14 protein-coding genes are annotated in these 18,661 nt (G+C 31.6%); 9 read left to right on the top strand and 5 right to left on the bottom strand.

The features are described from left to right. Nucleotides 1-812: 812 nt before the first annotated feature. The 4 genes from Q4Q39_RS16040 to Q4Q39_RS16025 form a co-directional block, all read right to left on the bottom strand. Entirely contained in the window at nt 813-2,261 is a 1,449-nt protein-coding gene (locus tag Q4Q39_RS16040; RefSeq protein WP_303283573.1) for a TlpA family protein disulfide reductase, read from the bottom strand. Between the two features lie 8 nt (nt 2,262-2,269). After that, complete coding sequence (locus Q4Q39_RS16035) at nt 2,270-3,721, bottom strand: RagB/SusD family nutrient uptake outer membrane protein (protein WP_303283572.1); 1,452 nt, start codon at nt 3,719-3,721, stop codon at nt 2,270-2,272. Between the two features lie 26 nt (nt 3,722-3,747). Beyond that, nucleotides 3,748-7,326 (bottom strand): SusC/RagA family TonB-linked outer membrane protein, encoded by a 3,579-nt coding sequence (locus tag Q4Q39_RS16030; protein ID WP_303283571.1) that lies wholly within the window; start codon nt 7,324-7,326, stop codon nt 3,748-3,750. Between the two features lie 95 nt (nt 7,327-7,421). Continuing rightward, nucleotides 7,422-8,567 carry a FecR family protein gene (locus Q4Q39_RS16025; RefSeq protein WP_303283570.1) on the bottom strand — a complete coding sequence of 382 codons (1,146 nt, stop codon included), beginning with the start codon at nt 8,565-8,567 and terminating at the stop codon, nt 7,422-7,424. A gap of 290 nt (nt 8,568-8,857) precedes the next feature. On the opposite strand from Q4Q39_RS16025, the gene Q4Q39_RS16020 reads away from it, so the two are divergent. The 6 genes from Q4Q39_RS16020 (at nt 8,858) to Q4Q39_RS15995 (ending at nt 14,367) form a co-directional block, all read left to right on the top strand. Beyond that, the gene (locus Q4Q39_RS16020; RefSeq protein WP_303283569.1) at nt 8,858-9,412 is read left to right on the top strand and encodes an RNA polymerase sigma factor; all 555 of its coding nucleotides are present in this window, start codon (nt 8,858-8,860) and stop codon (nt 9,410-9,412) included. A gap of 393 nt (nt 9,413-9,805) precedes the next feature. Then, on the top strand, nt 9,806-10,186 hold the full coding sequence (locus tag Q4Q39_RS16015; protein WP_303283568.1) for a helix-turn-helix domain-containing protein: 381 nt from the start codon (nt 9,806-9,808) through the stop codon (nt 10,184-10,186). Next, nucleotides 10,183-10,581 (top strand): hypothetical protein, encoded by a 399-nt coding sequence (locus Q4Q39_RS16010; protein WP_303283567.1) that lies wholly within the window; start codon nt 10,183-10,185, stop codon nt 10,579-10,581. Before Q4Q39_RS16015 ends, Q4Q39_RS16010 begins: the two co-directional genes overlap by 4 nt. Nucleotides 10,582-10,926: 345 nt before the next feature. After that, nucleotides 10,927-11,796 carry a polyprenyl synthetase family protein gene (locus tag Q4Q39_RS16005; RefSeq protein ID WP_303283566.1) on the top strand — a complete coding sequence of 290 codons (870 nt, stop codon included), beginning with the start codon at nt 10,927-10,929 and terminating at the stop codon, nt 11,794-11,796. 106 nt (nt 11,797-11,902) lie between these two features. After that, complete coding sequence (locus Q4Q39_RS16000; RefSeq protein WP_303283565.1) at nt 11,903-13,471, top strand: HAD family hydrolase; 1,569 nt, start codon at nt 11,903-11,905, stop codon at nt 13,469-13,471. A 17-nt stretch (nt 13,472-13,488) separates the two neighbouring features. Continuing rightward, entirely contained in the window at nt 13,489-14,367 is an 879-nt protein-coding gene (locus Q4Q39_RS15995; protein WP_303283564.1) for an AraC family transcriptional regulator, read from the top strand. Between the two features lie 83 nt (nt 14,368-14,450). On the opposite strand, the gene Q4Q39_RS15990 is transcribed toward Q4Q39_RS15995, so the two are convergent. After that, nucleotides 14,451-15,077 carry a putative quinol monooxygenase gene (locus Q4Q39_RS15990; protein ID WP_303283563.1) on the bottom strand — a complete coding sequence of 209 codons (627 nt, stop codon included), beginning with the start codon at nt 15,075-15,077 and terminating at the stop codon, nt 14,451-14,453. A 699-nt stretch (nt 15,078-15,776) separates the two neighbouring features. Between Q4Q39_RS15990 and Q4Q39_RS15985 the strand changes: the two genes are divergently transcribed. The 3 genes from Q4Q39_RS15985 (at nt 15,777) to Q4Q39_RS15975 (ending at nt 18,360) form a co-directional block, all read left to right on the top strand. Further along, the gene (locus tag Q4Q39_RS15985; RefSeq protein ID WP_303283562.1) at nt 15,777-16,889 is read left to right on the top strand and encodes a hypothetical protein; all 1,113 of its coding nucleotides are present in this window, start codon (nt 15,777-15,779) and stop codon (nt 16,887-16,889) included. 178 nt (nt 16,890-17,067) lie between these two features. Continuing rightward, nucleotides 17,068-17,223 carry a hypothetical protein gene (locus Q4Q39_RS15980; RefSeq protein ID WP_303283561.1) on the top strand — a complete coding sequence of 52 codons (156 nt, stop codon included), beginning with the start codon at nt 17,068-17,070 and terminating at the stop codon, nt 17,221-17,223. Nucleotides 17,224-17,457: 234 nt separating this feature from the next. Further along, entirely contained in the window at nt 17,458-18,360 is a 903-nt protein-coding gene (locus Q4Q39_RS15975) for a PorP/SprF family type IX secretion system membrane protein (protein WP_303283560.1), read from the top strand. Nucleotides 18,361-18,661 lie beyond the last annotated feature (301 nt).

Here is an 18,661-nt window from a genome sequence, read left to right as displayed (position 1 = left end):
GCCACTACAATATTTTCTCCAGTAAAAGGCTTAAAGAACCTCTTGATCTCTTTTGAAGTGTTCTCAATATTAAAATGTTCAATACTTTTGGCTTTTTTGATACAGATATCTAAGGTTTTACTACTAATGTCAATACCAATAATAATGTTTTTCATAACTTTGAGTTAAGATGATAGATAAGAGATAGTCATCAATTAACTTAACTCCTTGATAATGGGTCTTTCCCTAATTTCTATTTGAGTTCTTGATGAAAGGGAAATAAAGTCTAAATCACATATTGAGACTAGAATCTCTGAGCGCTTGTCATAGTTTACTTTATTTCCTTTCTCTTTCTTAAATTTATAAAAAACAAATCTAAAGGAGCGCAGTCGAAGGGCTCATGCTTCGCTCCGTCGACATGACAAACAGCTGTATTTCATTGGATTATATAAGATAATTTTAATAAAATTTACATAGAAACTCAGGTTAATTTATTAAGTATTGTCAACTATATTGACACCTAAAAAACAAAACCCTTGTTAATCTTATGATTACAAGGGTTTTTCAGATAAAGAGGAACTAAACTAAACACTAAACTAAAATGAATTTAATTTTTATTAGGTTTTATAGGAGGTAACAACTAACTCAAATTTTAGTGACTCCGAATTACCTCCCTCCTTTTTTATCAAAAATTTAATAGTCTTTGTACTACTTAGTGTAGTTTATACTATGAACTCATCTTGACTTTTTCTTTCGGTTAAAAACAAAAAGTCAAGTGAATTCTATTTTCATATTACTAGGTTAAATTTAAATTCTAAAAATGTCTTTTAAGATTATATGTTTAAGGATTCCAACAATTCTACCAATGCAGGATCCGACGGGCGAGGTGCATATGAATTTACAATATTGCCTAAAGGATCAATTAATATAAATTGTGGGATACCAACCAATGAATAGTCTTTAACAAAATCTGAATCTAAAGCATTGTCAGCAATAAGTTGCGTACCGGTTAAGCCTTTATCTTTTACCATTTTCTTCCACTTAGCAATATCCTTTTTTTGATCTAGTGAAATACTGACAAATTCTATGTTTTTATCGTGAAATTTTGCTTCAATAGTTTTCAAAAAAGGAATTTCTGCAATACAGGGACCACACCATGTAGCCCATAAATCTATATATACATACTTACCTTTAAAGTCATCTAAAGAATTTGTACCGCCTTTAACATTTTTATAGTTTGTAAACTTAGGTGATGGTTCTCCTATAACAACACGTTTTAATTCGTTATATGTTTTTGCGATTTTCTTATTATTCTCTTCATTGCTGGAACTGTTTATAAATTTAGAGTGATAAGTATCTAAATCAAGATGTGTGTTATTTTTCATCCTGCAATATAATAGAGTCAAAAATGCATTATCAAACAAAATATCATTTTTAATACGCTCATTGCTAATTTTTAGTCCAGACTTGATGTATGCCAGTTCTTTAGATAGCGTTTCTTTTTTAGCGATCTCAGAACTTTGTTTTAAAATAATATTGCCTACTAATCTTTTGTAGTATGACATGGAAAAGTAATCTTCTTCATTAGTTAGAGGTAACTTATCCAATTCATCTAAAAAGCCTTTAGTTGGTTTATAAATGCCATCATGTCCTGATTTTTTTAAAGCGTAACTATGCGCTTTTGGATAATATGAAAGCATAAATAAAGTATGATACTTCACAAATCTTATTTCCTTAACCTTAAAGTCTTCTGTTATAGTTTTATAATTTGAAAGTTCTTCTTTTACGGCTTCTTTATAGGCTCCTAGCCTTTGCTTAAAGTCGATTTCATTTAATTCATAAATGCTAGAAGACCCCTTTCCTTTATACAGGACCTTTTCAATAAGGTTTTCTTTTGCTAAAAAATAATCGTTATACCCAGTATTTTTCTCTGATGAAATTAATGTTTTAGATAAGTCGTTATTATCAGCGTTAATGGTGACATGATCTCCTTTTTCAAGGTATAGTTGTACATTGTTCTTATCATTGACTAACATATAGGTATCCTTATAGCTAGTAATGTTTAAGGTATCTAAAAAACGACCATCTTTATTTAACGGTATTCGTTTTTGAAATTGATGTACAGGTTGTATTCCACCTTCATCGTAACTTTTAATTTCAGAACTATTTATAAAAACTTCATTAGATGTACTGTTTTTTATTTGCCCAGATATAATCACGTAATCTTTTTTATGGCAAGAAAACAGTAATAAAACAATTACTCCAATAAGTATATTTTTCATAATGTCTTTTATGGGTTGTTTATAATATTGGGGTTTTGTTCCATAAAGTTATCGTTAAACTTTAAAACGAAACGCTCTGGAGTTAATGTAAACGTTTCTTTAGGCGCCCCAGTAGCATCATAAAGGGTATGGATATATACTTTACCGCTAAATAAAGGGTCTGTAGATAATCTTCTTGTAGTGAACCATTCCTTACCTTCTACTGCAAATTCCCTGATGCGTTCTTCTTCTACAATGTACCGTATTAAATCATCTTGAGATAAACCTGTAGGTATAGGAGCGTCTGCAATTGGCATTCTGTGCCTTCTTAAAAACTCTACATCTTCAACAGCTCCAGATAAATCATTTGTTCTGGCTTTGCATTCTGCACGTAACAAATACATGTCTGGGATATTTATCCCTAAGTAGCCATTTGATTTTCCTTGCTTTCGTAAAAATCCAGGAGGGAGGAATAACCCTGAGAAAACTTGTGCTTCTGAAGTAAAAAAGTTAGTAAGCCTTATGTCTGTTGGCCCATATAAGGCTGTTATTTCTGGCGATATCACTAATTCACCAAAAAAACCGCCATCAATATTAAAGGATGTTTTAACAAGGGGATTTTCAATATTAAAGATTGTTACAGGCTCATTTGGCCCAAAACCAAAATTTTGCATTATTCCCCCAGGTTGTGTAGTAATATTATAGTCATAAAGGCCTGACTCTAAAGATGAATTTTGCAACAAATTAAATGCTTCATCTAGCTCTTGGAGGCCTTCTGAATAATTACCCATGAAAATATGTACTTTTGCCAAAAGTGCCCTTGCTGTTGCATTAGACATTCTTGTACGATGGTACAAATCGGACAGGTAAGGAATGGCCTTATTCAAGTCATCTAACATAAAATTATATACGCTTTCTACCGAAGCTCTTGAAAAATCTGTAAGCGTTACATCTGATTCGGTAAGTATAGGAAAGCCAAGATCATCAGAAGCGGTAGCTGGATTGTACGGTTTTCCAAAATAATTTATAAGCTGAAAGTACATCCATGCCCTACTTGCTCTTGCATCTGCTTCAACACGTTTTTTTTCAGATTCAGTACCATCAACGGAATTGGGAACTTCGTTGATAATTTTATTGTACAAGTATATATGTCTAGTAAAACCAAATACATTAGGCATTTGTACTTCAGGCTCATATATATCTGGAAGCCATCTAAAGGCAGGTTGTTTAGATAAACCAAGAAGAGAAGTGTTATAAGGTTCTATTCTGCAAACTTCTGGAGACATTGCATAATCTAAATCTATACTTTCTAAACTAAATAATTGTATGTTATTGAGTAACAAATCATATTCATTAGTTGTTGTTGCAATAAAATCACCTTTAACTTCTACTTCTAAAAAATCTTCTGAACATGAGCTTAATGTGATTATTAAAATAAATAGTCGACTTATGTTTTGTATTGATATATGTATGTTTTTCATTGTTCTGTAGTTTAAATTCTATAGCGTTATAGTGTAATATGAATACCCGCAGTAATAGTTTCTTGATCTAAAATATTGCTTCTGGCAGCACCAAAAGCATCATGGAACTCTGGATCTATATTTCTATCGTTGGCTTTCCATAACATGACGTTCGATAACTGTAAACGGAAACTTATATCTGCGTTTATTTTATTTTTTACGGCTTCTGGAAATCTATAGGATAAGGTAATATCCCTTAACTTTATATAGTCAGCAGACACTACATTAATACTACCTCTAGTATAGTATTCTATATTTCTTCTATTTACGTTCTCGTTTGGATCTGATACATAAGAAGGTATGTTTGTAATAGCTTCATCTCCAGGTTGTCTCCAGCGATTAAAAAAATCAGAATGCACATTACCTGTTGTAAAATTACCAGGATCAGGTATTAATCTACCTCCGCTACCATAATCAACTATACCAGGTGTATCTGCCCTTAATACCGCACCAAAACTATATCTAATATTAGCATTTAAACTAAAATTTTTATAATTAAAAGTATTGCTAAGCCCTCCTGTAATATCTGGTATAGAACTTCCCATATAAACAGTGTCGTCAGCCGAAACAGCACCATCTTTTATGATAGTCCCATCTGCCAATCGAATTTGTGGATCTCCCAACTCATCTAACCCTGCATAATCATAGGCATGAATTGCAAATGCAGATTTCCCTTCAACAAACTGTTGTTGTAAAAACAATTCTGCGCTAGTTATAGGAAATGGACTTATTAATCTTGTGATTTCGTTTTTATTGTGGGCAAAATTCAAATAAGTAATCCAAGAGAAATTTTTGGTAGAGATGTTCAATGTTTCTAAACTTAGTTCAAAACCTTTATTTTCCATATCCCCTAAATTCCCAACAACATTTGTATATCCTGTTAATATGTTGGTATCTACTCTTCCTATAAGATCTTTTGTTTTTTTCTGGTAATAGTCAATAGATCCTTTAACTCGTCTGTTAAAAAGCCCAAAATCTAATCCTACATTAAAATTATCTGTACTTTCCCATGTTAATTTATCATTTTTGGGTGTGCGGATTATCGCACCATTAGTACCTGACAGAAATGCGCTAGCAATAGGCCTTATAATATCCTCAGAAGCAGAAGTACGCGGGAGAGGTGCGTTACCTGTAAGACCAAACGTTGCTCTTAAGGCTAGATTGCTAATAGCTTTCGTGTTTTCCATAAAAGCTTCTTTACCTAACAACCATTTACCTCCAACACTCCAAGTAGCACGGTTTTGTGCAGATTTATCAATACCAAAAAGACTAGATTCATCAATCCTCCAACTACCATTGAGTATATATTTTGTATTGTAAGTATAGTTGAAATTTGCGTAATAAGACTCTATTTTAATGTTTTCTTCATCTCTAATAAGTGGAGCTCTACCCCTTAAAAAACTTCTGCCACTACTAGGACTAGTAGGTAAAACGACTCCACTTAAGCCTGTACTTAAGGTTACAAGGTCTGCCTCTTCTGTTGTAAGTAGTTTATCATCATATCCTCTAGTAAAATTAGAAGCAGAGGTAAAAAAATTCTCCTGTAACTCTTGACCAACGAGTGCATTTATTTGATGCTTATTATCGTTCCATCCTATAGTATAGTTTAATTGATTTCGTACAATCCAATCTCTTTGTTTTCTAACATCTGTTGTGTAATGCCCTCCTGTTTCCGGTAGAAAATAAATAGGTCCTGGTTGTACATAAAGAGCACGTTCTAATCTAACTCTGTAGCTATCTTCTTTGTCAAATGATTCTCTGTTATTATTATCAAATAGATATCCGTAATTACCTTCAAGTACTAATCCTTTAAAAAGTTTTAAGTTTAGACCTAGTCGCATTCTTACATTTAAGTTGTCAGTTCTAGTATAGCCTGAATCAAATTCGTCTAAAGGGTTATATTGAAGATTTATACCTGTATCACTTTCAAAACCAGGTAATTCTGCTTCTGAAAAAGATCTCATGAAATTTGTATTTAAATTATTTCCGTTTTCATCTCTAAATCTAATATACGGTACTACACCTCTATCAATATTTAATGCTCTTTTATTGCTTAAACGAGAGTTGGTAACATCTGTAGTTAAATTGATGCTTAAGCGTTTGCTAAGCTTTAGGTTTTGATTAAAATTTAATTTATAACTTTTATTATCTTCTCCTGGTCTGTCGCTTTGATCGTTAGTATATGCCATAGATGCATAAAAGTTATACTTTTCACCTCCACCTCTTGCAGATAGTGTATGTGTGGTAAGCGAGGCGTTTCTAAAAAACAAATCATCTACTTGATTTGAATTATTAAAGTTTGCCAGTGCATTTAATCGTGCATTGGCAGTAGCATTATCTATGAGCCCTTGATCTCGATCATATAAAATTTGTTCATGTGGTTGAATAGTCACACGCCCCAAACCACCGTATGTTGAAACGTTGCTTAATAGGTTACGTGAAGGGTCAAAAATCTCTTCAGCTGTTTGTATAAACTGCTGGCTGTTTAGTCTTGGTAAGTAATCTAAATCTGGCTTTCCTGTAAATTTAGTAAAGCTATCATAATCTATCTGTAGCTTTTTGTTTGCACTTCCTTTCTTAGTGTTAATAATAATGATGCCATTTGTGGCTCTTGAACCATATAAAGCTGCTGCAACTGCATCTTTTAAAACGTTTACACTTTCAACATCTTGCGGATTTATACGTGAAATGTCAGTTATAGGAACACCATCTACAACAAACAATGGCGACCTATTACCATTGACTGAATTTAAACCCCTAATTAAGATAGGAGCTCCAGAGTTAGGTGCTGGGTTAACAACTAATCCGGCAACTAAACCATCTAAACGATCAAGTACATTATTACTGGTACTACGATTTTTTAAAACAGAAACATCTGCTGTTGAAACTTTACCTACACTTTTCTCTTTTAAGATTTCTCGATATCCTGTAGATACTAGTAAAACTTCATCTAAAACATTTATGTCTTCAGAGAGTTTAACATTAATAGTTACATTATTAGCTACAGTTATATCTTGGGTAACGTAGCCTAAAAATGAGAATGATAGAATATCATTAGAGCTTGCTGCTATTTGATACCCCCCGTTAAAATCTGTTAATACTCCTTTTTGTGTGCCTTTAACGATAATGTTGACACCTGCTAACGGTAAACTGTTTTCATCTGTAACAACACCCGTTATATTTTGCTGGAGATTATTGTTTTCTGTTATCAATATTGTTTTTTTATCAGAAAAATGAAGTTTAAAATTTCCTGATGAAATGCTTTTTTGAATTAACTGTTCAATACTTATTTTACCTTTTTTTAAAGATACTTTTTGTAGTCCTTCAAATAAATTTTCATGAAAAATAAATCTATAATCAGACTGTTTTTTTATGATATCGAACACCTCGTAAACAGTTATGGTCATGTCAGATTTAATGAGAACCTTTTCATTTTGTGAAAAACTATATTCACCAGTTAAGCTAAATACAGTAGTACAACATAATAGTATAAAAGACCTCATAATGTTAATTAGTAGCTTTCTCTTTGTTAAGAGAAATTGTTGATTGTAAAGTTTAATTTTCATAAATTTGTGTGTTAGTTAGACAAAAACTTGGTTTAATTAATATTAAGGGAATTAAATGTTGATTACCGTGAGACGTGTTGGCAATATTCCCTTTTTTATTTTAATATAATTATTTTACCTTCAATATTGTATGTGTTAATTTGACCTGTCATTTTTATTAGACTTAATATGTCTTCTATACTTTGATTTTTATCTATAGACCCTAAGAATCTTCTATCTTTAATAGATTTATCTATAAATAAAATGTCAATATCATACCATCGTTCTAGAACTATAGCTATTTCTTTTAACGATTTGTTTTTAAAGTTGAATACCCCGCGTTTCCATGACGTTTCATCATCAACATCAACATCCGTTATTTTGATATTTCTAGAAAGGCCAATTTGTGATTGTTGATTAGGGGTTAAAATGGTCTTATTTGAGAAATTATCTATAGCTACTTTGCCTTCTACTAAGGTTGTGTACACTATACTTTCATCTAAATAAGCTTTGATATTAAACTCTGTACCTAATACTTCAACATGTTGTTTATGATGTAATACCTTAAACGCCATATTATTATTAGCGCTACTCGGTGATACATCAAAATAGGCTTCTCCGTATATTAGTTCTACCGTTCTTGTATCGCCCTCAATAAAGTTTATTGGGTATTTTAGTTTAGATTCTGAGTTTAACCAAACTTGCGTACCATCAGATAGTTTTACAAAATATTGTCCACCTCTGGGAATGGTAAGGTAATTATAGACGAGTTCTGATTTTGTTTTGGAACTTGATTTATAGATTAATGCTTCACCATCACTAGATGCATTATTTGTGGTGTAGTTTTGGCCTTTTTCTAAAATTATATCTGTACCATCGCTAAGTGTAAGGGTCGCTTTATCTGTTCCTACTTCTATGATGCTGTTTACAATTTCTGGAGAGCTATTATTAACACTACTTTTATTTATAAGAAAAGGAAGTGATATTAAAAAAGCTATTGAAGCTGCTACGGCAACATATTTAAGAATAGTTCTTCGTTTGTTTTTTGGCTCTAGATTGATATGCTTCTTTATTTCTTGTAAAGAAGATTCTGAATTAAATGGCGTATTGATATTTATAAGGTAATTTATCTTGATGTACTCATCAAAATACGTTTTGTTATTTGAAATCTCTAACCAGTTCTTAAGCACAATAAATTCATCATCTGAAATATTGTTTTCAACAAACTTTACAATTAGTGCATCTATTTGGTTTTGCTCCATAATTTAATCCTTGTGTTATATATATGTCTTTAATAGTATTAAAAACCCTCTAATTTTAATTTACTTTTTTTAATAAGATACTAAATAATTAGTTCTTTTGGGCAGGAGTGCCTTTCATTTAGCTATAATTATAGTACATAAATTTGTTTGGGTATTTTTTGATAATTCATTGAGTTATGATATATTTATTTTTTAGAGTGTATTTATGCCTTTAATTTATCATGTCTCCATTTTTTTTTAATCCTTTAATTTTTATTTAGCTTTGTTGAGAATATATAATTTTTAGTTGAATGAGTAAAGCGAATAAGCAAACTAGTTTTTCAATAAAACCTTTAAGCGAAATAAACTTAAAGACTTATGAAAAGCTTTATCATTCTTATTACAATAAACTGTGCGTTTATGCACTAAAGTATACTCCCGATCGTAGTTTAATACAAGATGTAGTTCAAGATACTTTTATAGATCTTTGGTCTAATCGAAAAAAAGTAACCATTACATCCTCAGTTAAAAGCTATTTATATAGAATGGTTTATTATAAACTTATGGATGCTTTTAAAAAGGCTTCTAAAAAGAATAATGCATACCTAGAGTATTACCAATCGTCTATTGAGGTTTTTTCTACCACATTGGAAAGTGATGATGATTATAAAAATAACCTCTTAATAAAATTGAATGAATGTATGGAGAAATTGCCTAAAAGATGTAAAACTGTTTTTTTTGCAAAAAAAATCTCAGGTTTAAAATATAGTCAGATATCCAAGCAGTTCAATATTTCCATTAAAACAGTAGAAGGACATCTAAGAAGAGGATATGTTTCGCTTAAAAGCTGTATGGGCGACTTATAAAAGTATGTATTTAAAACCTTTATTTTGAGCCACTTAATAGTTTTTAATTTATTAAGTATTGTCAACTATATTAACACCTAAAAACAAAACCCTTGTTAATCTTATGATTACAAGGGTTTTTGCGAAGAAAGAAGAACTATCCATAATGTCTGTTTATTAGGATTCATAGCCTTTAAAAGAGACCTGAAAATTTAGTGACTCCGAATTACCTCCCTCCTTTTTTTATAAAAAGTTTAACATTTTTATTAAATTTAGAATGTTTTGCTCTTATTTTATAATCGCATTTAATCCTTTCTTCGTCCCACTTTAAATTAGATTCGACACTTTTTTTAGAATAATTTATATCAACAATTAATCTTTGGCTTAAATAAGTCTGAGTAAAAAATATAAATTATGGAATGTAGTACAATTGAATTGACAAATACAGAAAGGTATTTTTTAAGATTATCGGTTCTTAATTTTGATAATAAATATATTGCAAACTTTCTATCGCTTAGAAAGAAAGATTTAAGTAATATAAAAAAGGCCTTAAAAATAAAGTTTAATACTAAAGATTGGGTTGCTTTAATACAAAAGGCATTTGAGCTTGGGATTTTAAAAGAGCGAGACTACGTTGATTCAACAGTAAAAAAAATAGCCTTAGAGTATGCGTCAAAAATTATCAATGATTCTAAAGGTGTACCCTCCGGATATAAACTTCCTAAGAGTACATTACTTGACTTTGATAACACAGTAACGAATACTTTAAAACGAATGAAAATTGCTTTAAAATGATACAGGCTCAAACACTAAAATTATTTAATGATAAAGAACTAACCTATCTGAGTCTAACATACCAAGGATTAAATAAGAAAGATATAGCCAAAGAATTACAGCTTAATAATACGAGAGCTCATGTTGATATAGAACGATTGATTTTTGATAAACTTTCAGTCAATAATTGGTACAATGCCTTTAGAAGAGCTTTTCATTTACAGTTACTTAATAGAGAAGATTTTCTGCCAATAGATATTCAAGAACAGGCCTCAAAAGTTTCTAATAAAATCATGAAAATTTTGCGTTCTACAAGAATTAATGATAAAGAAAAAGAACTCGCAGTTTATTTGGCTTTATTATCCTTTCAAATAAAGGTTGAACATAGTTATCTGTTTAAAGGAAAAGAAAAATAGCGGTTAACTTAAATAATTATAAAAAAGGCAGGATTAAATTTTAAGCGATTTAGTCCTGCTTTCATTTATAGCTTAAAGTAAAGTGTTATTACATGTAAATTCACCTTTTCAAATCAAAAATAGTAACTAAATAAAATTGTCCATGCCAAATGTGAAATCGTCTATGTATTATAATAAATATTACAGATAGCTTTGTAAATGAATAAGTTAATTAATTTTAACATCAATTTTAACATAGCCATTAAAATTTGACTAAGATATATAACGTTAGAAATAAAACATTTAAAGAGAGATGTTATATGTCTAAAAGCCCTCAAACCCAAGCTCTAAAACCTACTATAGAAAATGGAAAAACTAAAAGATACCCTAATAAGAACTAAAACAAAAATAGATACAACTTTTAAAAGCATAAAATTTCCCAACAGCAACGTACTAGAATCTACAAACGAAGCTATGTATTACATGCTAAACTTGGGAGATGGGGGAAAAAGAATTAGACCAGCCATTGTTTATGCTATTTCAGAAGCATTTAATGGAGATGAACAGAAAGCATTTGAATTTGCTAAAGCAATAGAATTTATTCATACGTATACCCTAATTATTGATGATATTCAAGATGATGATGCTATTAGAAGAAATGCACCAACATGCCACATAAAATTTGATGTCAATACAGCTACCTTAGCAGCTTCAAGGCTTTTTGAAGAAGGGTTATACCCATTTCATAAATATTGCGAAAACATAGAACTTTTTAGAAAATTAAATAATCAGCTGCATAAAGGCCAATGCGCAGATTTAAATGCTGAATCATGGGGAAAAGACATGTTATCATTACAGCATTTACAATTTATACACTCAGGTAAAACGAGCGCATTAATACAGATAGCCATTTTAGGAGGATGTATTTCTAGTAAATTGTCTGAACAGCAAACCAGTAAACTACTAGAGTATGGACATTATTTAGGCCTTGCATTTCAAGCAAAAGACGATATTCTTAGTAAAACAGAAACTGCTGAATCATTGGGTAAACGAGCAGGAGAAGATGCAGACGAAAATAAGCTAACCTATCCATCACTTTTTGGTTCTGTTGAAAATGCGCAGATAGAAGCTAACAAATTATCAGAAAAAGCAATAGCATGTTTAGGCGAATTTGAAAAAGAAAACGTAACCGTTTTAGAAGAACTTGCAAAATTTACCGTTCAAAGAAAAAGGTAATACCATATCCCATTAATAAAAGAATCTTAACTGTTATTTTTCTTAAGGGTAAAAAGTTAAGATGACTCTCTCACTTATAAATTCAATCAATAAAAATTAAAATAGTATGAAAGAAGTTTTAGCACCAGAACGTATTACCAGTTTTCACAAATTATTAGAAACATTGGATATTTATGATACCATTGTTTTCGATCTCGGAGATGTTCTTTTAAATTGGGATGCCATTCATTTTACATCAGAAGCAAAAGGAATAGATGATGTTCTAAAAATGGTAAATCATCCCATTTGGCAAGATTTAGAAAAAGGTTTAATAAATAGAGAGCAAGCACTTACTATGCTAAGTTGTGAGCTGCAGACACCTTATAGCAAACTAAAAGAACTACTTGAATTGAGTGTAGCTAGTTTAAAAGTAAACCAGCCTATGCTAGAAGTGCTTAAGGCCCTACATAAAAGGGGGAAAAAAATATACTGCCTTTCAAACGTAGATTTAGAATCTTTCTCTTATTTATATTCTCATTTTAATTATTGGAAGTATTTCGATGGCATATATGTATCAGCCTTGTTGCAATTTAGAAAGCCAGACTTAGATATTTTTCAATACATCACCTCAAACGCATCTATAAATACCGAAAACACGGTCTTTATAGACGATAAGTCAGAAAACCTACAACAAGCAGCTAACTTTGGAATAAGTACCATAAAATGTATCAAGAACAACTTTGAATATACCGCTATAGAAAGTGGTATATATGTAAATATTGAAAATCCCCCCCTCGATGTAACCAAAAAGAAAACATTAGGAAAAAATTATTTAAACGATAGACTACGTAAATTCCCTTTTTGTAAGAGTTTTGTAAGTAATGGCGTAGAATTAATAGGAAGTGAAGATTTTTCTAAAGAAATATTTTCTACTGCGGTTATTTTACATTCCTATACGTCACTTCCTAATGACATTATTGAATCCATGTCCCAGGAGATACTTAACCATGACGGACAAAGCAAATTGCGTTGGTGCTTTTACAAAAATGAAGCTAGGCCAGAAAATTTTCCCGATGACTTAGACACAACATCCATGGTGTTATCCTTTCTATTAAATAATAACAAACTCACTATAGATGACATAGTACCAGTTACCGAACAAATGATAAATAACAGAAATGATGACGGTATCATCCAAGTGTATTTTGATGACAACAGACCAAGAATAGACGCTATAGTAGCTATAAATGTATTGTATTTAATGCACCAAATAGGTTACGGAGAAAGAAATGAGTTAAAAGAAACTGAGGCATTTGTGTATGATTTTTTAATGAGTAAAGAATATCTTAATGGTACTCGATATTATCCTGCACCAGATGTCTTTTTATTTTTCCTTTCTAGGTTAGTAGTTGACTTCCCAGATAAATTTGCAAAGTTTCATAAGCCACTTACAGAGATGCTCATAGAGCGTGTAAATTGTTCATCATTTACATTAGAATGTGCTTTAAGAGTTATAGCATTAAAAAAGCTAGGAATTGTTAACAGAGTAGATCTTTTAAAATTATTAGATAGTCAATTGGCAGATGGCGGTTGGCCAATGTATGGGCTTTTTATAGCGCCAAGGTCTAATACTTATTTTGGAAGTAGGGAACTTAGTACAGCATTTGCACTAGAAGCTGTAAATTTATTGAGTTAAAATCAAGGTGAGTAATTATGGTACAAACTATTATTAATAAGCAAAATAACGAATTGGCATTTAGGTTAGAGCAGTTTACCAACCTAGAGCAGTTTAGTTATTTACAGAGAAATAAGTATTATACAATCATTCTGTTACAAAGCTCTGGTTTTAATCTAAAAGTAGATTTTTCTGATTATCAACTCAAAGAGAATCATATCATTTGCTTATCGCCTTATCAACCGTTTATGATGAGTTCGGTAGAAGAATGTTCGGGATTTATGTTGAATTTTCATCCAGATTTTTTTTGTACATACAGGCATCAAAATGAAATAGAAACAGAAGGGGTCCTTTTCAGTAATTTTCTTGGCTTGCCTTTTTTCAAACTATCAGAAGAAGCGTTGTTTTTTAACCTCATAAGTCAAATATCAAGAGAAATGAATAAAGATTCCATTGCACAGCATGAAGTGTTGGTGGCATTCTTAAAGGTGTTTCTTATTGAATCGGTAAGGCAGAAAAAGAAATTCGATAAAGATACAGAGCTTAAATTTACAGATAGGCAATCAGAAATCTTACAAAATCTTATGGATGCTATAGAAAGTAATTATACCAAATTACATGCACCAAATGAATACGCAGATATATTATGTATAAGTCCTAGAACTTTAGCGGGAATAGTGAAAAAATATTTAAACCAAACCCCTACATCTTTAATAACCTATAGAATTGTAATAGCTGCCAAAAGGGAATTGTATTTAACGTCTAAACCGGTAAAGCAAATTGCAGCTGCTTTGGGGTATGAAGACGAATTTTATTTTAGTCGATTTTTTAAAAAGAAAGTAGGTGTTTCGCCAGATATTTACAGAAAAACTGTTGGCTTTGCTAAACTAGAAAAATTGCAAGCAGGCCTTTTATAGTATTATAATAAACGTAATCATTTACACAAAAAAAGGGAGTATCACTTAGGGTACTCCTTTTGTAGTTACGGCAAATGGTATTATTATTTATAAGCTAAAATATCTATATTTTGTATAGCCGTTGTTTTAAAATCATTTAATAAAACAGGCGCATTTTCTAATAGTGCAGCGGCTACTTTACCACTTAGATGAGCATCTCTTCCAGAATTTTCAGTAAAGGTATCAAATATGGCATAGGTAGTATCATCTAATTTAAGGGCATACCATGATAATGTTTCAGGCTCATCAGTTACAAGTTGCTTACCAGTCTTTAAAAATTGTTCTAAAGCTTCAGATTTTCCTGTTTTGGCATTCATCATAACCAATAAGCCTTTGTTTTGTGTACCATGTTTATGATTAGAGGCAATCACATTAACAAATTCAATGTTCACGTTTGCATCAAAATTTTCTAATAAATTATCAGCATGAGTTATTAAAGCTTTGGCAGCCTGTCCTTTTAGATGGGCTTTTCTTCCGGCTTCTACTTCAAAAGTATCATAAATACCAAAAGTATTGTCATCAATTTGAAAAGCAAACCAAGATATCGTTTCAGGCTCTTCAAGTACTAATGGCAGTCCACTAAATAAAAAATCTTTAACATCCTGTGCTTTGCCAACTTTGGCTTTCATGGTTACTAATAGACCAATGGTTTCTTTTTTTTTGTTTTCCATAATATTACTGTTTTCAATAGTTTAACATGTTGTTACAGTGCAAATTTGTTACTAAACGGAAAATCTGGGAATGGATATCTGTAACTTATACATGGACAATTTTACACAAGTAAAATATATAGTATATGTCATTGCGAAGGAGGCACGACTGTGGCCATCTATATAATGAATAAATAATGTCCTCTAGAAATTATTACAATCTTAAGTACACTAAACCTAATTGTTAAGAATAGACCATAAGACAATCCCAGGTTGAAGCGGTGTAGCGACGCAGAGTTTTGGGCTTGGTTCTTCTTGAGTATAGCACAAGAAAAAATCCCTATCAATGGGGCGTCTTTTGTCCTGCCGGCAGGTTTCTTACTTTTCTTTGGACGAGACAAATGCAAAGCATTGAATACCGCTTTAATAAAAATAGAATTAATGAATAAAGAAAAGTAGATGAAAATAAAAAGGTACTTCAATTTATAATGTAGGACAAATTATCAATGGTTTTTATAGTGTCGTTCAACTAAATTAAAGCGCATGTCAAAACCTTCAATTTTAAATTATATCAAATACAAAACACATTAAAATCCCACAAATAACAGTTTTCTAAAATCCCATAAAACCACTCTTTAGTCCTCATTTAAACATACTTCAGCACTTTTTTTATCAGAGTAGCTAAATACGGTCAATCTTTGCTACAAAATTAAGATGAAGATGAGATTACTACAATTAATACAAGTACAGGTAATTCTTTTTGGGATACTAAGTATAACAAGTAGTGCTAAGGCTCAAATAACGATCAATACAAACAAGGTAATAGGTAATTTGTCAAGTTATAGTGTAAGTTTATCAGATGATGCCACAACCTTAGCTATAGGAACGCACCAAGCCAATAATAACAGTACAAAATCAGGACGTGTACGCATATATAAAAAAAAATCAGAAGGATGGAGCCAAATAGGTAATGACATCAATGGGGAAACAATAGGAGATTGGTCAGGTTATAGTGTGAGTCTATCGGGTAATGGTACTACAGTGGCAATAGGTGCTAAACGTAACCATGGGCGTAATGGCGTAAATTCAGGACATGTACGCGTGTATAAAAACGAGTTAGGAGTTTGGAAACAAGTGGGAGAAGATATTGACGGCGAAGCTCAAGGAGATTGGTCTGGTTATAGTGTAGGCTTATCTCAAGATGGTAATACCGTAGCTATAGGAGCAGTGCTTAATAGTGATAACGGTATATACTCAGGGCATGTAAGAATATATAAGAATAATTCAGGAAAATGGATTCAGATAGGTGCAGATATAAACGGTAAAGCAGCAAAAGATTATTTCGGAGCAAGTGTTAGTTTATCTGGTAACGGCAATATGGTGGCTGTAGGAGCGCATCAGGGTGGAGTGTCATCAGGTTATGTAAGTGTATATAAAAATATATCAGGACGTTGGGTGCAAATAGGTAAAGATATTGTTGGAGAGCCAACAGGTAATTTCTCAGGATGGAATATAAGCTTGTCTAATAATGGTACTAATGTGGTCATAGCAGCATATAATAATGATGATGGGAAAAGATATGCCTATGTCCGTACATATCAAAACAAATCCAGTACTTGGATACAGCAAGGCGCAGATATAGATGGTAAAACAATGGGGCATAACCTATCGGGGTTGTTTAACAATATAAACTTGGGTAATAACGGTACAATCACACTTATAGGCGCCTATGAGGAAGAAAGTGGCAAGAACAAACAAACCCCAAGTATAAGCTATGTACGCATGTATAGATTTAAAAAGAGTTCAAATATATGGGCAAACACGCAAATATAAAGATAAGATTAAAGGTGGTATAACATGAGAGAGTAGGTTGCTCCAATACATCTTATTTATTGAAGTAGTAGGTTAATTAATGATATAAGTAAGATTTTGTATAATCAGGTTTAGAGGCCTTTAAGTGAGCAGCCTATATACCACCTAATAGATATAAAAATCAAAAATTTTTAAGCAAATGAAAAAAAATTACATCATAACGATATTATTTAAAACCTCACAAAAACCAATAAAGATAAAAGCATTACACCTTTTATATACGGTGGTATTTGTACAGATAAGTACCATTGTATTAGGGGTGGTAGAACTGTTAAGAGCAGCTTTATTCATTTAAAAAGAAAAAATCAAAAAAAACATGAAAAAACAATTACAATCAAAGGAGTTAAGTTAGAAACTAAAATTGGTGGTAAATCTGTTAAAAGAATAATTAAAAAATAAATATAGATTATGTCCATGTTTAATAGCGAATTATCCATGTTCTGAACACCTGGATAAAAATAATTTTGGAAACAAATAATCAAACCCTCTATTCAATGAGTTGAGAGCGGTTTAAATTAAAAACGAATACATGAAGAACAAGTTATATTTTTTTATAGCAATCTCGATATGGTACATCCAGTCCTATGCACAGCAAGATGTAACATTTACACTATACAATTATAATATGAACATCATCAACCCGGCCTATGCTGGGACTGGTGAAAATTTAGAACTCACCGCAAACTTTCGAACCCAGTGGCAGGGGCTGGATGACGCACCTAAAACCCAGAGTTTTTCATCAAGTAGTCCAACAAATGAAAAAGTAGGACTGGGACTTTCTGTTACCAACAGCAGTGTATTTGTACTTAATGAAACAGACGTTTTTGCTGATTTTTCATATCAACTACAATTAAAGGAAACATTAGATCTGTTTTTGGGACTTAAAGCAGGAGGTGCTTTTGTAAATATAAACCTCGCAGATATAGGACTTGATAACGACCCGCTTTTTTCAGAAAATGTTAGTGTATTTAACCCTAATATTGGAGTTGGTGCCTATTTAAGGGGAGAGAATTTTTTTATAAATATGTCTGCACCTGCACTTTTAAGAACCAAAAGATACGAAAAGAAATCGGGCATTGTAACGCAAGCCACAGACAAAATGCAATTTTTTGCTGGTGCAGGGTATCATGTTCCTTTGAATAAGGATATCACGTTTACGCCTTCTTTTTTAACAAGGCTAATAAGTGATGTGCCATTCTCTATGGATATTAGTGGAACGTTAGATTTATACGACTTGGTAGAATTTGGTCTCAGCTATAGGCTAAAGGAATCTATAAGTACACTCGTGTTTTTTAAAATGACAAATAGCCTAAGAGTAGGATATGCTTATGATAGTTCAATAACTGCTATAAGCAATTATAGAAGGGGAAACCACGAAATAATATTGAAGTTTCCAATACTAATCTCAGGTAAGACACAATCATTAAAATAAGAATAGCAGACAAACATAAACCAAATTAGTGTGAGTTTTAGGTGAGATTAATTATTGTTTTGTATTAATATTTTGAAAAACAATAGTTTGTCATGTCAATATCGACAGAGCGAAGTATAAGCGACGAGACATCTCCCCCACTCATTTGAGGTGTCTCCCCGTTCGGAATAAAAGCATCTTCTATGGGGTTTTACTGTAAATCCTTGAGTAGTAAAATAGAATATTTAAGTTCTTTCATATAAACACAATGAAAACCAAAAAAGAGAGTTATTATAGTTGATAAAACCCAAATTATATATAA

Origin of the sequence: Flavivirga amylovorans, from assembly GCF_030540875.1 — a bacterium.
Classification (GTDB): Bacteria; Bacteroidota; Bacteroidia; order Flavobacteriales; family Flavobacteriaceae; genus Flavivirga; species Flavivirga amylovorans.
The sequence above is the reverse complement of the archived record's forward strand: the minus strand, read 5'-3'. Positions and strand labels throughout refer to the sequence as shown.